The sequence below is a fragment of the Kitasatospora sp. NPDC048715 genome (genome assembly GCF_043198905.1).
GTDB classification, from domain to species: Bacteria; Actinomycetota; Actinomycetes; order Streptomycetales; family Streptomycetaceae; genus Kitasatospora; species Kitasatospora lactacystinica.
In genome coordinates this window covers 265,703-285,867 of record NZ_JBICVH010000015.1, presented here as the reverse complement: position 1 = coordinate 285,867, position 20,165 = coordinate 265,703, and the positions used below count along the sequence as shown (strand labels likewise).

Sequence of the window (20,165 nt, the reverse complement as noted above, 5' to 3'; positions counted from 1 at the left end):
GCCCGGGGCACCTGAACGGGGGAGTTCCCCGCGCGGCGGGAGGGCGCGGGTTGTGAGCATGGGTACGGCCGGCCCGGGCGGCCGCGGCGCAGGACCCGCGGGCCCGGCCGGGGGACTCCCCGAGGAAGGAAGCACCCGCCCATGGAGGCATCCGCACAGATCGGCGTGACGGGGCTCGCGGTGATGGGCCGCAACCTGGCGCGGAACTTCGCCCGCAACGGCTACACGGTCGCGGTGCACAACCGCACGCCGGGACGGACCACGGCGCTGGTCGAGGAGTTCGGCCACGAGGGAGCGTTCGTCCCGGCGGGCTCGCCGCAGGAGCTGGTGGCCGCGCTGGAACGGCCCCGCCGGCTCCTGATCATGGTGAAGGCCGGGCAGGCCACCGACGAGGTCATCGAGGAGTTCGCCCCGCTGCTGGAAGCGGGCGACATGATCATCGACGGCGGCAACGCGCACTTCGCCGACACCCGCCGCCGGGAGCGGGCGCTGCGCGAACGCGGCATCCACTTCGTCGGCAGCGGCGTCTCCGGCGGGGAGGAGGGCGCGCTGCACGGCCCCTCGGTCATGCCCGGCGGCTCCGCCGAGTCCTACGCCGTCCTCGGCCCGATGCTGGAGCGGATCAGCGCCCACGTGGACGGCGATCCGTGCTGCACCCACATCGGCACCGACGGGGCCGGCCACTTCGTGAAGATGGTGCACAACGGCATCGAGTACGCCGACATGCAGCTCATCGCCGAGGCCTACCACCTCCTGCGGGAGGTCGGCGGGTACAGCCCGGCCGAGATCGCCGAGACCTTCCGGAACTGGAACAAGGGGCGGCTCGACTCCTACCTGATCGAGATCACCGCCGAGGTGCTCGCCCACACCGACGCCGCCACCGGCAGACCCTTCGTCGACATCGTCCAGGACGCCGCGGAGCAGAAGGGCACCGGACGCTGGACGGTGCAGACCGCCCTCGACCTCGGGTCCCCGGTCACCGCCATCGCCCAGGCCACCTTCGCCCGGGTCGCCTCCGCCCGGGCCGAACTGCGGGCGGCCTACCGGCCGCTGCCCGGGGGGACCCGGCAGGAACTGCGCCCGCACGAGGCCGAGCGCTTCACCCGCGACGTCGAACAGGCCCTCTACGCGTCGAAGGTCATCGCCTACGACCAGGGCTGGACCATGATCCGCGACGCCGCGGCCGAGTACGGCTGGGACATCGACCTGGGGGCGGTGGCGAGGATCTGGCGCGGCGGCTGCATCATCCGCGCCGCGTTCCTCGACCGGATCCGCGCCGCCCACGCCGCCAACCCCGACCTGGTCAGCCTGCTCGCCGAGGAGCGGTTCGCGGCCGAGGTCTCCGACGCCCAGGCGGCCTGGCGCACGGTGGTGGCCGGCGCGGCCCAGCACGGCATCCCCGTGCCGGCTTTCTCCGCCGCGCTCGCCTTCTACGACACCCTGCGCAGCGAGCACCTGCCCGCCGCGCTGATCCAGGGGCAGCGCGACTTCTTCGGCGCCCACACCTACCGCCGCACCGACCGTCCGGGCAGCTTCCACACGCGCTGGGCCGAGCCCGGCCGCCCCGAGGTGCGGACGGACGGCGGGACGGCGTAGCGCGTCACCGGCCGGCCCGGCCCTCGTGGCCGCGCGCTCGGGGCGGCTCGGTACCGGGGCGGCTCGGTACCGGGGCGGCTCAGTACCGGGCGTCGGCGGCGTCGAGGGTGATCTCCGCGATCCGGGCGTGGCCGGGGCGGCCCATCGCCCATGCGACGGCGGCCGCCACGTCCTCGGCGAGCAGCGGGTGGTACGGCCAGTCGGTGACCTCGTGGACGCGCGGGGCGGCGGCCCCGGACAGGACCGAGGCGAACTCGGTGTTGGTGGCGCCGGGGGAGATCAGGCAGATCCGGCAGCCGCCGGGCGGCCGTTCCTCCTCGGCGAGAGAGCGGACGAAGCCCGCCAGCCCGTGCTTGGTGGCGGCGTAGGCCGCGTAGCCGGGCGAGGGCCGGGTGCCGAACAGGGAGCCGACCAGCACCAGGTCCCCGCCCCGGGCGTCCAGTTCGGGCAGGAGCCGGCGCGTGACGATCATCGGGGCGAGCAGGTTGACCCGCAGCTGGGACTCCCACGGCGCGCTGTCGGCCTCCCGCACCGGTCCGTGGCCGCGGCCGTGCCCGGCCGCCAGCACCGCGCCGGCGAGCGGGCCGGGCAGGGCCGCGAGGACGTCCGTCAGCGCGTCGGCCAGTTCGTCGGTGCGCTCCAGGTCCAGGGGCGCCGCGACGGCGGCGGTGCCGTGGTCGGCGGACAGCTCCGCGGCCAGCGCCTTCAGGCGATCCTCGCGCCGGGCGATCAGCACCAGGTCGTGCCCGCGGGCGGCGAGCCGGCGCGCGGTGGCCGCTCCGATGCCGCTGCTCGCTCCGGTGATCAGCACGGTTCCCGCTTCGCCGGACATGCGGCCTCCTGTTCCTCGGGGGACGTGGTGCGGGGACGACGGGTGCGGGGACGACGGAGCTCAGGGGCCGGCGGGACCCGGGGGCGGGCTCAGGCCTTCTTCCGCTCCGCCGCCCGCTCGATCTCGGCGAGCATGTCGCGCGGGAACCAGAGGCTGCTCGCGCCCGCCAGGGCGACGGCCGCCGCCCCGACCAGCACCGGCACGATGCCGACCCGGGAGGCCAGCCACCCGCCGACGAAGGCGCCGACGGGCAGGGTGGCGGTCAGCACGGCCTGGAGGAAGGCGTTCACGCGGCCCAGCAGGTGGGCGGGGGTGACGAGTTGGCGTCCCGTGGTCATGGCGATCGACCAGACGGTGGCCAGCAGTCCGAACAGCAGCTGGTACAGCACCAGGACCGGGAACGGCAGCCCCAGGGAGGCCGCCGGGATGAGGAAGAGGGCGGCCCCCGCGCCCACGGCGCACAGCCGGATGGCCCGGGCCATGCCCAGCGAACGGGTGACGGAGGTCGCGGCCAGCACACCGGAGCCCATCCCGACGGCGTACGCGGCGTAGACGGCGCCGAGCTGCCACGGGGGCAGCTGGAGTTCCCGGTCGGCGTACAGGACGAACAGGCCGCCGCCGGCCCCGCCGCCCAGGTTGAGTCCGGCCGCGGCCAGGGCCTGGCGGCGCAGCAGGGTCTCGCGCCGGATGACCGCCAGGCCTTCCCGCAGGGCTTCGAGGCGGGAGCGCGCGCCGCTGCCCGCGTTCGCCGGCCGGTTCAGGGAGGTCGGCAGCGCGAGGAACAGGGCCCCGCCGACGAGGTAGGCGGCGCACTCGACCAGCAGCGCCGGGGCCGGGTCGATCACGCTGATCAGGAGGCCGCCGAGCGCGGGCCCGCCGATCAGGCCGATGGTCCGGGCGCCGGTGAGCGAGGAGTTGGCCGGCAGCAGGCGTTCCGCGGGCACCACGCGGGGCAGACAGGACTGCAGCGCGACGCTCTGGGCGGAGTTCAGCGCCCCGGAGGCGGCGGCCGCGGCGAACAGGTGGGGCCAGGTCAGGCCGTCCAGCGCGGCCGCGAGCGGCACGCTGCCGATGGCGGGGACCTGCAGCCAGGACAGCGAGACCAGCATCCGCCGCAGCCGGGCCCGGTCGACGGCGACGCCGATGAGGGGGCTGAGCAGGACGCCGGGCAGGTAGGTCATCGCCATCAGCGCCGAGGCGCCCAGCGGGCCGGCGTGCAGGTGGGCGATGGCCAGCAGCGGCAGCGCCAGCGCGGTGACCTGGCGTCCCACCGAGCTGGTCATCTGCTCCGTGACCAGCAGCAGCAGCGGACGGTGCCGGCGCAGCGGCACGGATTCCGGGGCCGGGGGCGGGGTCGCGGGCGGGCCGGACTCCGCGGGTACGGACGACTCCTCGGCCGTGGAAGATCCCATGTATCAGACTCCTGTGTCGGGCACGGTCCAGTGGCGGATGCGTGGAGGCAGTGTCACCGCCCAGCCCCGCGTGACGAGCACGAGGCCTTCGGACGCCAGGACGGACACGGCCTCACGGCCCGTACTGCTGAGGTCGTCCAGGGCGGTGGGGGTCAGGCAGGCCCGGAAGGTGGCCACCAGGTCGGGGTGGTCCAGCGCGAAGCGGGCCGAGGCGTCCGGGTCCCGGCGGTCCCTGACCTGGAGGAAGCCCGGTCCCTGCCGGTAGTAGAACCGTCCGTACGCGTAGGCGGAGCGCCACTCGGCCAGGGCGGGTCCGGCCTCCGCGGCCCCGGAGGGGTCGGCCGTCCCGGGATCCTGCGGGGCGGGCGGCGGCAGGTGGTGCAGGTGGTGGAGGGCGAAGTCGGCGGCGGAGGGGTCCCGCAGCGCCGGGTCGTCCGGGGCCAGGGACCACCGCACCGGGAGCACGTGGCTCTGGCACTCGCGCAGCAGCCGGACGGCCTCGGCGGCGGGCCGCCCGCCCGCGCCGAGGGGGACCGGCGCGGCGAGGACGACCAGCCGGCCGTCCAGCCGGTGGGGGACCGTGTCCGGCAGGTCCGGCAGGTCCGGCGCCGCGAGGGAGGGCTTGGCGATCGGCATCACGCCACCTCCTCGGGGGTGGGGAGGGCGGCCGGGAAGGCGGTGCCCAGGTCGGGTGCGCGCACCGGCACCGCCCGGGTGGGCAGCGCGAGCAGGGTGTCGTCGTCCTTGAACACCAGTCCGTGCGCGAGCAGTTCGCGTCCCCAGTCGGTGAGCGTGTCCAGCGGGACCTCGTACCCGGCCTCGGCCAGGCGGCGGTGCAGGGCGGGGAGCGTGCGGCCGTGCTCCAGCTCGCGGAACGCGGCGGCCCGCCAGTGCGTCAGCCGGTGGGTGCGCCGCGGCCAGCCCTCGCGTTCGTCGTGGACGAGCAGGTCCCCCTCCTCGCCGCCGTCGCCGCCGTCCGCGGCCGGTTCGAGCAGGAGCCGGGAGGACGGGTAGGCCTCCGTCCAGCGGTCGATCTCCTCCGCCAGCCGTCGTTCCAGCTCGCCCTGGATGCCGGTGGCCGGGGCGTCGAACAGGTAGACCAGGTCCTCCAGTTCCTCCCGCGGCAGCTGGTAGACGTGCTGGTAGATGTCGGCGGGGCGGCGCTCGGTGAAGCCCAGCGCGGGGTTGGTGAAGTGCGGGCTGAACCGCTCCAGCGCGATGCGGGTGGCACCGCCCGGGGGCTGGAGGTGGCGCAGGGCGGGCATCTGGTCGATGATCTCCGTGTAGTCCTCGTCGCGTTCGCCCGGGAACCCGTAGAGGTAGTTCCAGACGCAGGTGAGCGCGTGGTTCTCGCACTCCCGCATGGTACGGACGTTGCGGGCGCCGGTGACCCCCTTGTCCATCAGACCGAGCACCCGGCTGTTCAGGCTCTCGATGCCGGGCTGGACGTGGGTGACCCGGGCGCGGCCCAGCAGGGCGATCTGGTCCTGGCTGAGGTTCGACTTCACCTCGTAGTGGATGCGCAGGTCCCACCCGCTGTCGGCGGCCCGTGGCAGGAAGTCACGGAAGTAGTCCATGTTGATGATGTTGTCGACCGTGATGACATCGAGCAACTTGTGCCGCTGGACGAGCCGTTCGATCTCGGACCAGAGCTGCTCGCCGTTCTTCGAACGGAACTCCATCAGGCTGCCGTTGAGCCCGCAGAAGGTGCAGTGGTGCTTCTCGCCCCACCAGCAGCCGCGGGCACCCTCCACCACGAGCTTGGGCTCGACGAACTCGGCCACCGGGGAGGAGTCGAAGGACTCCTGCCAGGCGTCGAAGTCGGGGCTGGGCAGCAGTCCGATCGGGACGGTGCCGCGGGCCTCCCGGTTGGCACGCGAGGTGCCGCCGTCCCACCAGCAGACCCCGGGGACGTCCGCGGGGGCCGTGCCGCGCTCGATGTGGGCGAGCAGCGCCGGGAAGGTCTTCTCGGCCTCCCCGCGCACGACGTGGTCCAGGAAGGGGTGGTTGCGGTGCAGGGCGTGGCCCATGACGCTGTCGCAGTTGCTGCCGCCCAGCACGGTGACGACCTCGGGCCGCAGGCGCTTGATCTCCCGGGCGAGGGCGAGCGAGGGCACGTTCTGCAGGAAGGTGGTGGTCATGCCGACCACGTCGGGGTCGGTGGCGAGCACCTCCCGGGCGGCCTCGGCGATGAACCGCGCGGCGTGCGGGCGCATCCGCAGCAGGCTGTCGATCGACGATCCGGTGCGGGCCGCGTAGGCGGTGAGCTGCTCGGTGCCCCACTGGTCGTCGTCGTAGAGGCTGCCGGAGAAGACCCAGTCGCCGAAGCCGTCGAACACCTGGTCGTCGGCGACGGTCATGTACTCCGTGGGCGTCAGTTCGCCGTCGCTGTGCTCCAGCAGGAACTCGGCCCAGCGCAGCCACCCGTGGTACTCGGCGACCTCGTCGGCCGGCCGTTCCCGGGCGACGAGTGCGTGCAGGAGACCGACCTGGAGCGACGGCATCTCCAGGGCCTGCCACGGCATGGAGACGAGCGCGATACGCATTCCCTGGCCTTTCGGACTCTCGGACGGTGAGGAGGACAGTGGAGAGGCGGCCGCACCACCGGGGTGCGGCCGCCTCGGTACAACCAGTGTTCGTTACTTGCTCGCGCGACGTGTGCTCACGCTGTACTTGTTGGCCGCCTTGGTCTCAGCGCGGACGGCAACCTTCTTGATCTCCATCACACCTCCATGTGTTCTCGCGTGGATTTTCGGCGCCGGGACAGTTCTTGCCGGTCGTCCCGGACGTTCAGGAGCACCCGCATGCGGGTGGCGTGCCGCGCCCGGAGCCAGGCGGCGACCCGTGGTGCCGGAGTACCGGGCAGCAGCCGGTGCACCAGCGCGGCCAGCTTGTCCACGTCGTTGTGCTTCTCCACCACCTGTTCGGCGGCGAGCAGCAACTCGGCGGGCATGCGGCGCAGTCGGTCCGCGCCGGGGCCGTGGGTGAGGTAGGCCATGCCGAGCGCGACGTGGCGGGACTCGTCGCGGCGCACCAGCCGGTACACCTCGCCCAGGCCCTCCTCGCGCAGGCCCTCGTCGAACCAGCGGAACTCGTCGGCGGCGAAGCCCTCGGCCAGGGTGTGGGCCAGGAAGCGGGCGGTGTAGTCGTCCAGGGACCACAGGTCGCGCGACAGCTCCTCGACGGCGTCGCCCGGATCCTTGACCGACCCGGCGACGGCGTGCGCGTAGCGGTGGAAGACCGCCGAGTGCTTGGCCTCGTCGGCCACCGCGGTGGCCAGCACCAGCTTCATGTCGCCCTCGGGGCAGGCGTGCAGCAGGCCCGCCGCCACGTCCATGCCGACCTGTTCGGCGTAGGTGCTGCCGCTCGCGAGCAGCCAGGAGAGCTCGGAGGGCTGGGCGGTCGCGGTCCGGTCCCGCAGGGCCCGGTGGACCACCTCGGCCGGCTCCCAGTCGTGCGAGCGGGCGTCGCGGATGAAGCGGTCGTGCAGGCCGGGGACGCCGCGGGCGCGGTAGCGGGCCACGCCCGACGGACGCGGCCGGTCCGGAGCGCCTTCGGTCCCAGCCATCCCTCACCCCGTTGCCGTCGTGCCGACCGATGTCATGTGCAGGGAAGCAAAACACGGCGGGCCCCGTTGTTCGAGCGCTTTCGTCGCTCCGGCCCCGCAAATGCGCCAAGATCCCGGTCCGCGGCGGGACTTGAGCGCTCCGCCGGGCGGTCCGAGGCTGACCAGCGGCGATCGGGACCGGCCGGGTCGCCGGCGTGACCCGTCCGGGAGGGTTCGGCCCGGAACGGAGGATGGCCGAAACCTGATGGATCATCAAACCTTCACGCACGCGATGTCGACGGGCCGCCTATCGTGTGTACGCCATGCATCGATCACGGGGGGTGCCGCCATGCCGGAGGACGACGTTCTGCCACGGGCGACACCGCCCGGGCACTGGCTGAGCCCCGGCGACGCCGGGTACGACGAGGCGCGCGCGGTGTGGAACGGGATGCACGACCGCCGCCCCGCCCGCATCGCCCGCTGCCGCACCGCGGCGGACGTGAGCGAGGCGCTGCGCCACGCGGCGGCCCACGGCCTCGACGTCACCGTCCGCGGCGGCGGCCACAACGTCGGCGGCAGCGCCGTCGCCGACGGCGCGCTGATGATCGACCTGTCGCCGATGCGCGCCGTCACCGTCGACCCGGAGGCCCGCACCGCCGAGGCCCAGGGCGGCTGCCTGCTCAGCGACCTCGACCGGGCCACCGCGCCGTACGAACTGGCCTGCCCCGCCGGCGTCATCTCCCACACCGGCCTGGGCGGACTGGCCCTCGGCGGCGGATACGGCTGGCTCGCCCGCCGCTGGGGCCTGACCTGCGACCACATCCTCGCCGCCGAGGTCGTCCTCGCCGACGGCTCGGTGGTCGAGGCCACCGAGGAGAGCCACCCCGAACTGCTCTGGGCGCTGCGCGGCGGCGGCGGGAACTTCGGCGTGGTCACCCGCTTCACGCTGCGGCTGCGCCCGGTCGGACCGGCGCTCTTCAGCATGGGCGTCCACGCGCTGGACGACGTCCCCGAGGCCCTGGCCGCCTACCGGGCATACACCGCGCGGCAGCCGGCCGGCCTGCACGTCGTCGGCGGGCTGAAGCGCGCGGGCGAGCAGGAGTGGATACCGGAGCACCTGCGGGGGCGGCACGCGCTGCTGCTCCTGGCGGTGTGGACCGGGGACCCGGAGGAGGGCCGGGCGCAGACCGAGGCGCTCTACCGGGAGGTCGCGCCCGCGGCCCGCGTCAGCATCCCCATGACCTACCCGCAGCTGCAGGCGCTCGGCGACAGCAGCGAGCCCAAGGGCGACCGGTACTTCGTCAAGTCCCGCTACCTCCAGGATCTTTCGCCCGAGGCCGTGGCCCGGCTGGTCGAGGCGACCAGGGCCAACCCGTCCGCGCTCTGCTCGATCGACTTCGAGTTCCTGCGCGGGGCCATCGCGGACGTCCCCGAGGAGGGCTCCGCCTTCCCCGGCCGCGCCGCCCCCTACCAGGTGACGGCGGAGGCGCACTGGACCGACCCGGCGCGGGACGCGGAGCACATCGCCTGGTCGCGGGCGACGGTGGAGGGCCTGGAGGCCTTCGGCACCGGCGGGGCGTACGCCAACTACGTCCAGGGCGAGGGCGACCGGAAGGCGCGGGAGATCTACGGCCCGGAGCGCTACGCCCGGCTCGCGGCCGTGAAGAAGGCCTACGACCCGGCGAACGTCCTGCGCGGCAACCTGAACATCCGGCCCGAGTAGGGCGTGTCGGCCGCGCCGGGCTCAGAGCGGCGCGGACCCGCGCGGCCCGGCGACCAGCCAGTGCGCGGGCAGTTCGATCCGGGCGCCGTCGGGGGCGGACTCGGTGGTGGCCAGCGGCAGTTCACCGGTGGCGAGGACGTCGAGTCCGGCCGCGCGGAACAGCTCGGGGAAGACCGCGTCGGCGACCTCGGCCGGGGCGAGTCCGTGGGCGAACACGGGGCGCAGCTTCGGGGGCGGGCCGGACGGGCCGCGGACCAGCGCCTCCAGCACGCCCTTGGCCGCCTCGGCGAGCTCGAACACGAAGGCCCGGCCGCGGGCCCCGAGCAGGATGCGAATGCCTTCGGCCACGCGTTGGCGGTCGGCCGGCTCGCTCTGGTGGATCACCCCGCGCACGTACACGTTGGCGTCGCCGAGGCGCCGGTGGAGGGCCCGGACGGCCTCGGCGTCGGTGGCGTCCAAGCGGGTGAACTCGGCCCGCCCGGCGGGGTCGCCGCGCCGGGCGCGGTCCACCGCGGCGGCGGACAGGTCGACCCCGAGGGCGAGCGGGAAGTGCTCGGCGAGGAAGCGGGTCTGGGTGCCGTTGCCGCAGCCCAGGTCGACGACGGGCAGCGCGGGGTCGGCCAGGTGGGGGCGGAACAGGGTGAGGTGGCGTTCGGCGCCGAGGGCCGGTTCGGCGTCCCAGATCACCGCGCCCGGTTCCTCGGGCGCATCGCGCCAGAAGCCCTCCCAGGCGTCCAGGTAGCGGTTCGTCACGCTCATGGCGGGGACCTCCGGGTGTCACGCAACGTGTCTGGATCGTGTCTATCGGCACCCGGCCCGCGCGGCAAGCGGGTGCGGGCGGCACCCGGCGGGCGTGCGCGGGCGGCGCGCGACGGGCGCGTACGGGGGCGCGCGGGGGTCAGCTCCCGACGCGGCGCGCCTGGCGCAGCAGGTAGACGCCGGAGGCCGCGGCGAGCACGGCCATGCAGGCGGCGAAGACCAGGCCCGCGTGGGCCAGACCGAGCGGTCCGGTGAGCAGGCCCACCCCGATGACCGGGACCGAGATGCCGAAGTAGGCGACCACGAACAGCGCCGACAGGGCGCCGCCGCGGTGCTCGGCGGGAGCGGCCGCGGCCACCTCGCCCACCGCCCCGCGCAGGCCCATGCCCTGCCCGGCGCCGCCCACCAGGGCGCTGAGCACCAGCGGGAGCACGGTCTCCCGGGCGAGCGAGGCGGCCAGCAGGGCCATCCCGGCGATCAGCACCAGGCAGCCCAGCGGGATCGCCCGGGCAGTGCCGAGCCGGGGCACCAGGAGCTGGCCGAGGGTGGAGGCGAAGAAGGCCGTGAAGACCACCAGGCCGATCACCGCGCGGTTGTGGACCCCCAGGTCGACGGCGAGGAAGGCGGGGCTGACCGAGGTGAACAGGCCCAGCAGGGAGAAGCCGGCGAAGGCGGCGACCGCGGCCGGTACGAACACCCGCCGGACCTCCGGCGGCAGGGACGGCCGGTCGGGCCGGGCCGTGCGCAGCGGGCGGGCCCCGGCGACCGTCTCGGGCAGCAGCCAGGTGAGCGCGAACGAGACGGCGAGCAGCCCCAGGTGCACGACGAACGGCAGGACCAGGGGGTTGGGCGCGTACTGCGAGAGCACGCCCGACAGCAGTGGCCCGCAGCCGAGCCCGCCCATGTTGGCGGCGGTCGCGACGAAGCCCGCGCGGGCCCGGTGCCCGGGCGGGGCGAGTTCCAGCACGTACGCCGTCCCGGTGCCGGTGAACAGGCCGGCCGAGAACCCGGACAGCAGGCGGCCCAGGCAGAGCAGGGCGACGCTGTCCGCGGTGAGGAAGACCACGGCGCTGGCCGCCGAGCAGACCAGCCCGCAGAGCAGCACGGGCCGGCGGCCGACGGAGTCCGAGACGTTGCCGATCAGCAGCAGGACGCCGATGACACCGAAGGCGTACACGGCGAACACGACCGTCACCGTCAGCTCGGAGAAGCCGAGCTTCTCCTGGTACAGCCCGTACAGCGGGGTGGGCAGGGTGGTGCCCGCCATGCAGACGGCGAAAGCGGCGGCGGCGACGAGGTGCCCCACCCGGGCGATGCCGGGCCGGGCGGTCCGACGATCGGTCATTCGCCCACCATAGGCGCGCACCCCGGGCCGGGGCCGTGCCGTGCGGGGGAGCGCTGCGCCGAATGGCGGTCCGCGCCGGGCCGCCGCCGGGCGCGGACCGCCGCTCGGACGGTCGTTCGGACCGCCGCTCGGACGGCTGTCGGGCGGTGTCAGCGGTCCGGGTGCCAGGTGGCTTCGAGGGCGGTGGTGCCGTCCGGCCGGGGCGCGGGGCGCCACCGGGCGCGCAGGCCGGCCGGGCGGCCGGACGGGCGGGGCGTACCGATCGCGCCGAGCACGGTGTTGTCGAGCGGGCTGGCGGCCAGCCGGTCCAGCACCCGCGCGACGGCGGTGCGCAGGCCGTGGCCGTGGCGGGGCACGTCGGGGACGACGGAACGGAACCCAGCGAGGACGGACATGCGGCTCACCTCCGGGAGGACCTGCGGGTCGTGCAGGTGCGGTCCGTCCAGCTTCCGCCGGTTCGCGGCCGCCGCGGCCCGGATTGACGGGCTGCTGACACCGCGCTGACGAACTGCTGACGCGGAGGTGTCCGCCGGGGGGCGCCGGGGGTCCGCCGGGGCGTCAGACCCGGTAGGCGGCGACGTAGCGGGCCGGGTCGCGGCGCAGGTCCCCGTGCCAGCGCTCGCGGCACTGCTCGGCGAAGGTCCGTCCGGTGGCGAGGATCTCCTCCAGCGGGTCCAGGTACCCGAGCACGTGCGGCGGTTCGAGGCCGGCCGCGATCCGGGCGGCGAGGCCGGCCCGGGCCAGCCGCAGCAGCTCGGCGGCCAGCGGGCGGACCGGGTCGCCGCCGAGGCGGGTGGCCAGGCCGAGGGCGGGCAGCTCGGCGAGCGCCGCCCGGTGGTCGTGCAGGGTGTAGCGGCCGAGCAGCTCCCAGGCGGCGGAGAGGGAGGCGGGGTGGTAGCTGAGTCCGGCCCAGAGCGCGGGGACGGCCGGGACGAACGGGTACGGCGGGCCGTCCGAGGCGCGCAGTTCCAGGGTGTCGCGGACCCTGGTGCTGGTCCAGAGCTGGTTGAGGTGGGACCTCCAGTGGGCCGGGGTCGGCCGCGAGCCGTCCGGGTAGCCGTGCCGGAGCAGTTCGGCGAAGGTGCGCCCGGGTGGAGCCGGGTGGTAGCGGCCGTCCGGGGTGCGGTAGTGGATCAGCGGGATGTCGAGCGCCCAGTCGACGACGGACCCGACGGTGACGTCGGGGCGCAGCGCGGGCGGCAGCACTCCGCCCCGGCGGGGGTCCATCCGCAGCCAGGCCCAGCACCGGTGGGACAGCCGTCCGCTGGAGGAGCTTCCCTCCTGCAGCGGCGAGTTGACGAGCAGGGCGGAGACCACCGGGGCGGCGGCGGTCTGCATCCGCAGCTTGCGGGTGAAGTCGGCGGGGGAGAGGTAGTCCAGGGTGACCTGGGTGGACAGCGACAGGGCCATCACGTACCGGGCGCGGCTGCCGGGCTCGCCGAGCCCGGTGAAGTAGTCCCGCATGATGGCGCCCCGGGTCATCGGCACCCACCGCATGTCGGCGAGCCGGTCGAAGGGCAGGTAGGCGCCGGGCAGCAGGGCGAGGCCGAACCGGCCGACCAGCTCGGCGAGTTGCTCCAGGGCGGCGCGCATGTCGTCCACCGCCTTGGCCACGGACGGGACGGGCGTCGAGGAGTACTCGATCTGGCCGCCGTGCTCCAGGGTGATCTGGCTGCCGTCCGGGAGCCGGACCCCGGTGAGCCGTCCGGCGTCCTCCTGCCGCTCGCCGCCCCACCTGGCCAGCACGGCCTCCAGGACGGCCAGCACGCCGCGCTCGCCGTCGTAGCGGGCGGCCAGTCCGGTGACCGGGTCGACCAGGCCGCACTCGACCTCGATGCCGATCAGTTCGCCGCGGCCGGGCCGGAACGGGGCCAGCAGTTCGGCCCGGCCGAAAGCCGGGCCAGGGCCCGCGGCGGGGTCCGCGGCGGGGTCCGGGTCCGTCGGGTCCGGGTCCGCGAGGTCCGGCGCCGGGGCGGGGTCCGGAGCCGGACCGGCCTCGTCCTCCGTCACACCGCCCCCACCCGGGTGGCGACCCGGGGGTGCCCGGCCCGGTCGAGCAGCGCGCCCACCGCGCCCAGGGCGGACTGCGCCGCGCCCTGGCACCAGGCGTGGGCGCCGGACAGGTGCTCGCCGGCGAAGAAGATCCGCGGTTGCCCCGCCGGGTGCGGGGAGCCGAGCACGGACAGGTAGCGGGTGTGCTCGCCGGGCGTCAGGTGGGCGAAGGCGCCGCCGCCCATGCCGGTCTGCACGTCCCAGTTGCAGTGCACGATGTCGTCCACGTCCCCCGTGATGCCCGGGTGGAGCCGTTCCAGGCAGTCCAGCACCAGCGCGTCCCGGTCCGCCGGCTCCAGTGCGGCGAAGCGGCGGGCGTTGGCACCCCACAGGTACGCGCCGAGCAGGGCCGTCGGCTCGGCCGAGCGCAGCGGGTCGCGCACCGCCCAGCGGGGGCCGGAACCGCCGTTGACCCCGTCCTTCTTCGCCCGCACCGCGTTGTCCGACGGGTACCAGCACTGCTGGATCGGCAGGTCCGTGAAGCTGCCGCCGCCGTGGATGCCGTCCTCCAGCTCCCAGCGGCGGCGGGTGAGGTGCAGGACGGTCTTGATGCTGCTCGCGTAGCTGATGCCGCGGATGGCGTGCCGCTGGGCGTGCGGCAGGCCCGGGGTGACGGTGATCCGGTCGAGCGCGGGCGCCGGGACGCAGCACACCACGTAGTCGACGTCCTCGTGCAGCCGGGCGCCGATCCGCCGGCCGTGCAGCCGGACGCCGTCCGTGGTCAGCGTCAGTTCGTCGACCTGGGTGGAGAGCCGCAGCGTGCCGGGGCGCAGCGAGCCGACGAAGGCGTGGATCAGCGCCTCCAGCCCGTCGACCAGCTCGACCTGCCCGCGGTGGAACAGGCCGAAGTAGTCGACCAGCACCTCCAGCAGCGAGGACTGCTCGTAGTGGGCGAGGCCGGTGGCGTGGCCGACCAGGTCCCAGGCGTCCTGCGACAGGTGCTCGTGGACGAACTGCCACAGCGACACCGAGGCCGCCCGCTCCAGCGCCGGGTCGTCCCAATGGCCCTCCAGGGTGCGGCGCTGCTGCTCCACGGTCAGGGTGCGCCACACCGAGCCGAGCAGGTGGTCCAGCACCGGGCCCGGGGGCTGCCGCTCGGCCGGGCGCAGCTCGTACGCGGGGAACAGCGTCGCGACGTCCTGCACCCGGGCCCGCCGGCCGCGAAGGTGGTAGTAGGCGTGCGGGTTGGCGTTGACGAAGGGGCGGGTCGCCAGCCGGAACCGGGAGACGTAGTGCAGCACGCAGTGGTGGTTGCCGGGGATGCGCATGGCGCCGAGGTCCACGTGGGTGCCGTCCCAGAAGCGGTGGGTGCGCACCCGCCCGCCCGGCCGGTTCGCCCGCTCGTACACGACGACGTCGAACCCGCGGCGCTGCAGCTCGTAGGCGCACACCAGCCCGGAGACGCCCGCCCCGACCACCGCCACCCGGCCCCGGGCGCCGGCCACGGGTTCCTCCAGCGAACGCGGGAAGGCAAAGCTCGTCTCGAACATCGGCACCGTACCCCTCTGAGGCGGGACCCCCGCCCCAGCCTCGGCCAGGCACCCCGGGCATGCCACTTCGCGGCGCCGATGCGAGTGACGGGCGGGGGCCGGCCCGGTCCTGGCGCGCCCGGCCCCGTCCTGGTGCACCCCGCCCCGCCCCGGTGGGCCCGGGCGGCGGCGGTGAACCCGGCCGGTGCGGGGGGCCGTAGGACCGTAGTGGGCGCGCGCAGCGGTGCGGCCGCGAAGCAGCGGGTGCGTCCGTGAGGAACCGGGGAGGAACTGGATGCAGTCCCGACGCGACCAGGTGCAGGCACATCTGTTCGTGATGAGCAGGCTGGCCTCGGGCATGCTGCGGGCGGAGCCCGACGCGCCGGACACCCCCACCGGGCGCACCACCCGGGGCACCATGACGGGCCTGGCGGTGGGGGTGCTGATCGGGCTGGGCGTCACGGTGTACGGGGTGATCCGGCCCGGTGGCGGTGACGGCTGGGCCAAGCCCGGCACGCTGGTGGTGGTCGAGGAGACCGGTGCCCGGTACCTGTCCATCGGCGGGCAGCTGCACCCGGTGCTGAACGACACCAGCGCCAGGCTGCTGGCCGGTGAGCAGATGACGGTGCGGCAGGTGAGCCGGGCGTCGATCGCGGACGCGCCGCGCGGCGCCCCGGTCGGGATCGTCGGCGCCCCGGACGGGCTGCCGCCGGCCGCCGACCTGGCGGGCGGCACCTGGCTGGTCTGCGCCACCGCCCAGCCAGGCCCGGCCGGCACCCCGGTGCCGAAGCTCGCCCTGCTGGTGGACCCGGCGGCCGAGGGGCGGGCGCTGGCGCCCGGCCAGGGTCTGCTGGTCGCCGCCCCGGACGGTTCGACGCATCTGCTCTGGCAGGGCCAGCGGCTGCGCGTCGACACCGCCAACCAGGCGCTCCAGGCGCTCGGCTACGGCGGTGCGACGCCGTTCCCGGTGCCGGCCGGGGTGCTGAACGCGCTGCCGGCCGGGCCCGACCTCGCGGCGCCCGCCGTCGCCCGGCGCGGCGAGGCGGGCCCGGCGCTGGGCGGGAAGCCGACCCGGATCGGCCAGCTCTTCGAGGCCCCCGGCGGCGCGCACTACCTGCTCACCAAGGACGGCCTCGCCCCGCTCACCCCGACCCTGTACGCCCTGCTGCTCGGTGACCCGCGCACCCAGAAGGAGGCGTACGGCAGCGCGGCCCCGGCGCCCGCGCCGATCGGCGCCCTGGACCTCGCCGGGCACACCGCGCCCGGCGGACCGCCGCCCCCGGGGCTCCCGGAGGCGCCGCCGACGCTGGTCGCCCCGCTGCACGGCGAGGGCGTCTGCGCCGACCTGCACACCGGCGCCGGCGCCCCGACCACCGCCGTCACCGTGCTGCCCGCCGGCCGGGCCTACGAGGGCCGCCCCCCGGCGGCCCCGGCCGGTCCGGCGGGCGGCACGGCGGGTGCGGCGGGCGCGGCCTGCACCGTCGCCGACCGGATCGCCGTCCGGCCGGGGCGCGGCGCCCTGGTGCGCGCCCTGTCGGGCGCCGGCGCCGGTGGCACCGAGTACCTGGTCACCGAGGCCGGGGTGCGCTACCCGCTGCCCTCGGCGGCGGTCGTCAAGCAGCTCGGCTACGGCGGCGCGACGCCGGTCGCCGTCCCGGCCGCGGTGGTGGCCCTGCTGCCGGCCGGCCCGAGCCTCGACCCGGCGGCCCTGGCGGACGCCGCGGCCTCGGGCGCGCCCACCGTCGCGGCGGTCACCCCAGGGGTTCCCGGAACCGCCGGCGTGCCCGTCGCGGGCGTTGCGCTCGACGCCGCCGTGTCCGCCGCCACGACGGCGACCTGCGGCTGAACCGCCGGTCGCGGCGGTCCCGTTGAGTCGATCAGAGCCGCGCGCGACCGGCGCGCGGAGAGAAAGGAGCACCTGGTGAGCACGCCGGCGAACTTGAACAAACAGGACGAGGCGATCCGCAAGGCGCTGTCCGACATCGAGCAGCAGATCGAGGGCATGATCACCGCCGGCCGCACGGTCGAGCGGATCAAGCAGGAACTGGCCAGCGGATACATCTCCGGGGCCAGCTCGACCTTCCAGCAGAAGGTCGAGGACTGGATGACGCGCTACCACACGGTCATCGGCGCGTTCGAGCGCTTCGCGGAGTCCACCAAGGTCGCCGACCAGGTCCTCAGCCACGCCGAGGAAGAGGCCCGGCTGCACGCGGCCGACGGCATCGTCGACGCGCTGAACGGCGCCTGACGGCGCGCCACGGAGAGGAAGGGAACGAGCACATGTCGATGGACAACTTCGGGAGCATCCAGCTCCACCACGAGACCGTCGCCCAGGCGGCGAGCGAGCTGGGCCAGGCGGGCCAGCTGATGGACGACGCCCTGTGGGAGGTGGAGCGGAAGCTCAACTCCCTGACCGAGAGCGGAAACTTCCAGGGTGCCGCGGCCGACGCCTTCACGGAGTTCAAGCAGGCCGTGACGGCCAACGCCGGACAGATGAACCAGGACATCATCGCCGCCGGCGGGAAGCTCACCAACATGCACCACATCATGAACGAGGCCGACCAGAGCGCGCGCAAGCAGTTCGGCTAGTCGAGAGGGCGGAGGCGCTCCCCATGGGTGAAACCACGATCAAGGTCTCGACCAGCGGCCTCAAGGCGTTCGCCACGAATCTGGAGACCTTCCGGATCGACCTCGGCACGGAGGCGAACGCGGTGCAGACCTGTCCGCCCGTGCTGCCGGGCAACACCAGTGTGCTGGAGATCCAGACGCTGAAGACCGGCGTCGACGCCTTCATGGGCAGTGTGAAGGACGCACTGACCACGATCCAGACCGAGGCCAAGCACACCAAGCTGGATCTGGAGATGGCCGGCGTCATGTTCGCGGACGGCGAGGACCACAGCCTGACGGAGGCGGAGACGATGGAGCTCTTCAAGGACGTCCTGGGCGGCGGCACTCCCAAGCCCCCGACCAGCACCGGCTGAGCGCTCCCCGGTCGTCGGGCGGACCATCCGTCCGGCGGCCGGACCGACACCCGTTCCGTTCCCGCTCCGCCCCGTGTGCCTCCGGGAGGAAGTCATGGCAGAAACAGCACCGAAGCACTATCCGTGGGAAGACGGCCTGACGGCGTTCGCGGCCTCGACGCAGAGTTCGATCACGAGCCGGGACACGGTGATCGGCAAACCGTGGATCACCGGGATCCGGGTCAGCAGCACCCTCAAGTCGACGAACGACGCACTGAAGCCGTACAAGAAGGACGAGGGCCAGGCCGGCTTCGACATGTGGGCCGAGTGGGTCTACCCGAAGGGCGACGACACCTACGAGTGGAGCACGATCGTCGGCGTCACGGTCGACTGGAACTTCTGGCAGCTCCAGCCGCCCGCCGGCGACACCGACACCCCGCTCGGGCACTTCGGGCACGCCGCGGACAACATCCTCGGACCGCTGATCTGGGGCAACGGCTACAACGACCGCACCAGCGCCCCGAGTTTCGAACAGGCGGCGACGGTCATCTCGGCCGTCAACACCTGGGTCAAGGAACAGCAGGGGATCGTCCAGGGCTGGGCCGACGGCGTCGAGGGTGCCGGCAGCGAGTTCCAGGGCAGCGCGGCGGGCCGGTTCAAGGAAGTCCTCATCGGGCTGCGGAACCAGCTCATCCAGGTGCACGTCGAGCTCGGCGACGACGCCGACGCCAAGGCGAAGTGCCTGCGCGAGACCGCGGAGGCGCTGCGCGCCGCGTACAAGGGGCTGTACAGCGGCTACGCCGCCTGGCGGGCGGTCCCGAAGGACCGACTCGAGTCGGGGACGCTCTGGAAGCTCAAGAACGACGACGAGGTGGTGTCGTTCTCCTGGCCCTCCGAGTGCGTCCACTCGGCCTTCGGCGCGGCCACGGCCTACGTGACGCCGACGATGACCAAGAACAGCGACGGAACGCGCACCTTCAAGTTCGCGGCCACCGGAGCGGCTCCGTCGCCGGACGACAAGGAAGCCCTGAAGGCGTGGATCGACGAGATCTCCAAGAAGATCTGGACCTCGTGGATCGAGATCGTCCTGGACAAGCAGGCGACCGAGGTGATGGCCGCCTTCAAGACGGCGTACGCGCACGCCGCCGCCGTCCTCCAGAAGCTCGAACCCCCGCAGAAGTGGCTGCCGGCCGACAAGCCGCCGACCCAGGAGGGCCCCAAGCCGCCGCCCGGCACCGGCGGCGCGGGTGACGGCGGCGCGGGCGGTGGCGCGGGCGGCGGTGCGGGCGGTGGCGGCACCGGCGGGATCGGTGACAACAAGGACAAGAAGGGACCCGGGGGCGGCTCCGGCACGGGCAAGATCCCGCCCCCACCGCCCACCACGGTGCCCGGGAACCCCGGCGGCACCGGTGGCAACAAGGGCCCCGGTGGCGGCCAGTCGACGCTGCTGGACGGCAAGGGGAAGCCGGTCCTCGGCAAGGACGGCAAGCCGATCACCGTGCCGCCCGGCAGCACCGTCAACGGCAAGGGCGAGGTGATCGGCCCGGACGGCAAGCCGGTGCTCGGCAAGGACGGCAAGCCGATCATCGTTCCCCCGGGGACGACGGTCAGCCAGCCGACCACCGTGCCGGGCACCGGTAGCACGACCGGCGGGGGCGCGTTCAAGGTGCCGGTCGGTTCCAAGCGGAACGACGACGGCACCGTCACCGGCCCGGACGGCAACCTGCTGAAGGACGCCAACGGCAACACGGTCGTGCTCGGCAAGGACGACACGATCGACAAGGACGGCATCGTCCGGGGGTCGGACGGCAGGCCGGTCTCCCAGTTCGAGCAGCTGATGAACGACCAGGCGCACGCCATCATCGCCGGCCGTCCCGGCACCGGCGTCAGCTACCCCGGCGGAGGGATCTCCACCGGAAGCAACTGGACCGGGCTGCCGTCGTTCGGCGGGATCTCCACCGGGACCGGGACGGGTGGCATCACCACCTCGTTCAAGGGCGGCTCGGACCTGGCGGGCCAGTCGTTCGGCGGCTCGGGCGGCCGCAGTGGCATCGGCGGCATCGGTGCGTCCGGCCCGCCGACCATCGGCATCGGCGGCCGGTCGGCGGTGATGGGCGACGCGGCCAAGGTCGCCGAACTCGCCGCCGAGGCGCAGGCCGGCCGCTCCGCCGCGGGACGGGCCGCGACGGCCGCCGCCGAGGAGTCCCAGCTGATGGGCCGGGGCATCTCGACCACGGGCGGCACCGGCGGCATGGGCGGCCCGATGATGCCGCCGATGGGTGCCGGGGCCGGTGCCGGGGCGGCCGGCGGCCAGGGCGAGAAGGAGCGCCAGCGCACCACCTGGCTGTCCGAGGACGAGGAGGTCTGGGGCACCGACTCCGGTGCGGTGACGGGCGTCATCGGCCGCTGATCGGGGCGCTCGCGGCCGGAGTCGAACCGGGCGGGCGGGCGCAGCCGTAGAGAGGACCGT

At 74.6% G+C, this 20,165-nt stretch carries 17 protein-coding genes; 7 read left to right on the top strand and 10 right to left on the bottom strand.

What is annotated here, in order from left to right; genetic code table 11:
* Positions 1-141: 141 nt before the first annotated feature.
* Positions 142-1,596 (top strand): NADP-dependent phosphogluconate dehydrogenase, encoded by a 1,455-nt coding sequence (gndA, locus tag ACGFSC_RS27555; RefSeq protein WP_359912536.1) that lies wholly within the window; start codon positions 142-144, stop codon positions 1,594-1,596.
* Between the two features lie 79 nt (positions 1,597-1,675).
* Here the strand turns inward: gndA and ACGFSC_RS27550 are convergent, their stop codons facing one another.
* The 5 genes from ACGFSC_RS27550 to ACGFSC_RS27530 all read right to left on the bottom strand — a co-directional run bounded on the left by ACGFSC_RS27550 (position 1,676) and on the right by ACGFSC_RS27530 (position 7,408).
* Positions 1,676-2,428, bottom strand: a complete 753-nt coding sequence (locus tag ACGFSC_RS27550) for an SDR family NAD(P)-dependent oxidoreductase (protein WP_359912539.1) — start codon at positions 2,426-2,428, stop codon at positions 1,676-1,678.
* 89 nt (positions 2,429-2,517) lie between these two features.
* Entirely contained in the window at positions 2,518-3,840 is a 1,323-nt protein-coding gene (locus ACGFSC_RS27545; RefSeq protein WP_359912541.1) for an MFS transporter, read from the bottom strand.
* 3 nt (positions 3,841-3,843) lie between these two features.
* Entirely contained in the window at positions 3,844-4,476 is a 633-nt protein-coding gene (locus tag ACGFSC_RS27540) for a DUF5825 family protein (protein WP_359912544.1), read from the bottom strand.
* Positions 4,476-6,386: a RiPP maturation radical SAM C-methyltransferase gene (locus tag ACGFSC_RS27535; protein ID WP_359912547.1), complete on the bottom strand. Its 1,911-nt coding sequence runs from the start codon at positions 6,384-6,386 to the stop codon at positions 4,476-4,478. The genes ACGFSC_RS27540 and ACGFSC_RS27535 overlap by 1 nt, the downstream gene beginning before the upstream one ends.
* Positions 6,387-6,562: 176 nt before the next feature.
* The gene (locus tag ACGFSC_RS27530; RefSeq protein WP_359912550.1) at positions 6,563-7,408 is read right to left on the bottom strand and encodes a ferritin-like domain-containing protein; all 846 of its coding nucleotides are present in this window, start codon (positions 7,406-7,408) and stop codon (positions 6,563-6,565) included.
* Positions 7,409-7,736: 328 nt separating this feature from the next.
* Between ACGFSC_RS27530 and ACGFSC_RS27525 the strand changes: the two genes are divergently transcribed.
* Positions 7,737-9,110: an FAD-binding oxidoreductase gene (locus tag ACGFSC_RS27525; protein WP_359912553.1), complete on the top strand. Its 1,374-nt coding sequence runs from the start codon at positions 7,737-7,739 to the stop codon at positions 9,108-9,110.
* A gap of 21 nt (positions 9,111-9,131) precedes the next feature.
* Here the strand turns inward: ACGFSC_RS27525 and ACGFSC_RS27520 are convergent, their stop codons facing one another.
* The 5 genes from ACGFSC_RS27520 to ACGFSC_RS27500 all read right to left on the bottom strand — a co-directional run bounded on the left by ACGFSC_RS27520 (position 9,132) and on the right by ACGFSC_RS27500 (position 14,756).
* Positions 9,132-9,869, bottom strand: coding sequence for a class I SAM-dependent methyltransferase (locus tag ACGFSC_RS27520; protein WP_359912556.1), 738 nt, complete (start codon positions 9,867-9,869; stop codon positions 9,132-9,134).
* Between the two features lie 139 nt (positions 9,870-10,008).
* Positions 10,009-11,214: an MFS transporter gene (locus tag ACGFSC_RS27515; protein ID WP_359912559.1), complete on the bottom strand. Its 1,206-nt coding sequence runs from the start codon at positions 11,212-11,214 to the stop codon at positions 10,009-10,011.
* A 149-nt stretch (positions 11,215-11,363) separates the two neighbouring features.
* Positions 11,364-11,609, bottom strand: coding sequence for a hypothetical protein (locus ACGFSC_RS27510; protein WP_359912562.1), 246 nt, complete (start codon positions 11,607-11,609; stop codon positions 11,364-11,366).
* A gap of 163 nt (positions 11,610-11,772) precedes the next feature.
* A complete protein-coding gene (locus tag ACGFSC_RS27505) occupies positions 11,773-13,224 on the bottom strand; it encodes a glutamate-cysteine ligase family protein (protein ID WP_359912565.1) in 1,452 nt (483 codons plus the stop codon).
* The gene (locus tag ACGFSC_RS27500) at positions 13,221-14,756 is read right to left on the bottom strand and encodes an NAD(P)/FAD-dependent oxidoreductase (protein ID WP_359912568.1); all 1,536 of its coding nucleotides are present in this window, start codon (positions 14,754-14,756) and stop codon (positions 13,221-13,223) included. Before ACGFSC_RS27500 ends, ACGFSC_RS27505 begins: the two co-directional genes overlap by 4 nt.
* A gap of 274 nt (positions 14,757-15,030) precedes the next feature.
* On the opposite strand from ACGFSC_RS27500, the gene eccB reads away from it, so the two are divergent.
* The 5 genes from eccB (at position 15,031) to ACGFSC_RS27475 (ending at position 20,105) form a co-directional block, all read left to right on the top strand.
* Complete coding sequence (gene eccB, locus ACGFSC_RS27495; RefSeq protein WP_392864063.1) at positions 15,031-16,581, top strand: type VII secretion protein EccB; 1,551 nt, start codon at positions 15,031-15,033, stop codon at positions 16,579-16,581.
* A gap of 75 nt (positions 16,582-16,656) precedes the next feature.
* Positions 16,657-16,983, top strand: coding sequence for a hypothetical protein (locus ACGFSC_RS27490; RefSeq protein WP_359899443.1), 327 nt, complete (start codon positions 16,657-16,659; stop codon positions 16,981-16,983).
* 32 nt (positions 16,984-17,015) lie between these two features.
* Positions 17,016-17,324 (top strand): WXG100 family type VII secretion target, encoded by a 309-nt coding sequence (locus tag ACGFSC_RS27485; RefSeq protein ID WP_359899441.1) that lies wholly within the window; start codon positions 17,016-17,018, stop codon positions 17,322-17,324.
* Between the two features lie 23 nt (positions 17,325-17,347).
* Positions 17,348-17,716, top strand: coding sequence for a hypothetical protein (locus ACGFSC_RS27480; protein WP_359899439.1), 369 nt, complete (start codon positions 17,348-17,350; stop codon positions 17,714-17,716).
* Between the two features lie 94 nt (positions 17,717-17,810).
* On the top strand, positions 17,811-20,105 hold the full coding sequence (locus ACGFSC_RS27475; protein ID WP_359899437.1) for a hypothetical protein: 2,295 nt from the start codon (positions 17,811-17,813) through the stop codon (positions 20,103-20,105).
* Positions 20,106-20,165: the final 60 nt, after the last annotated feature.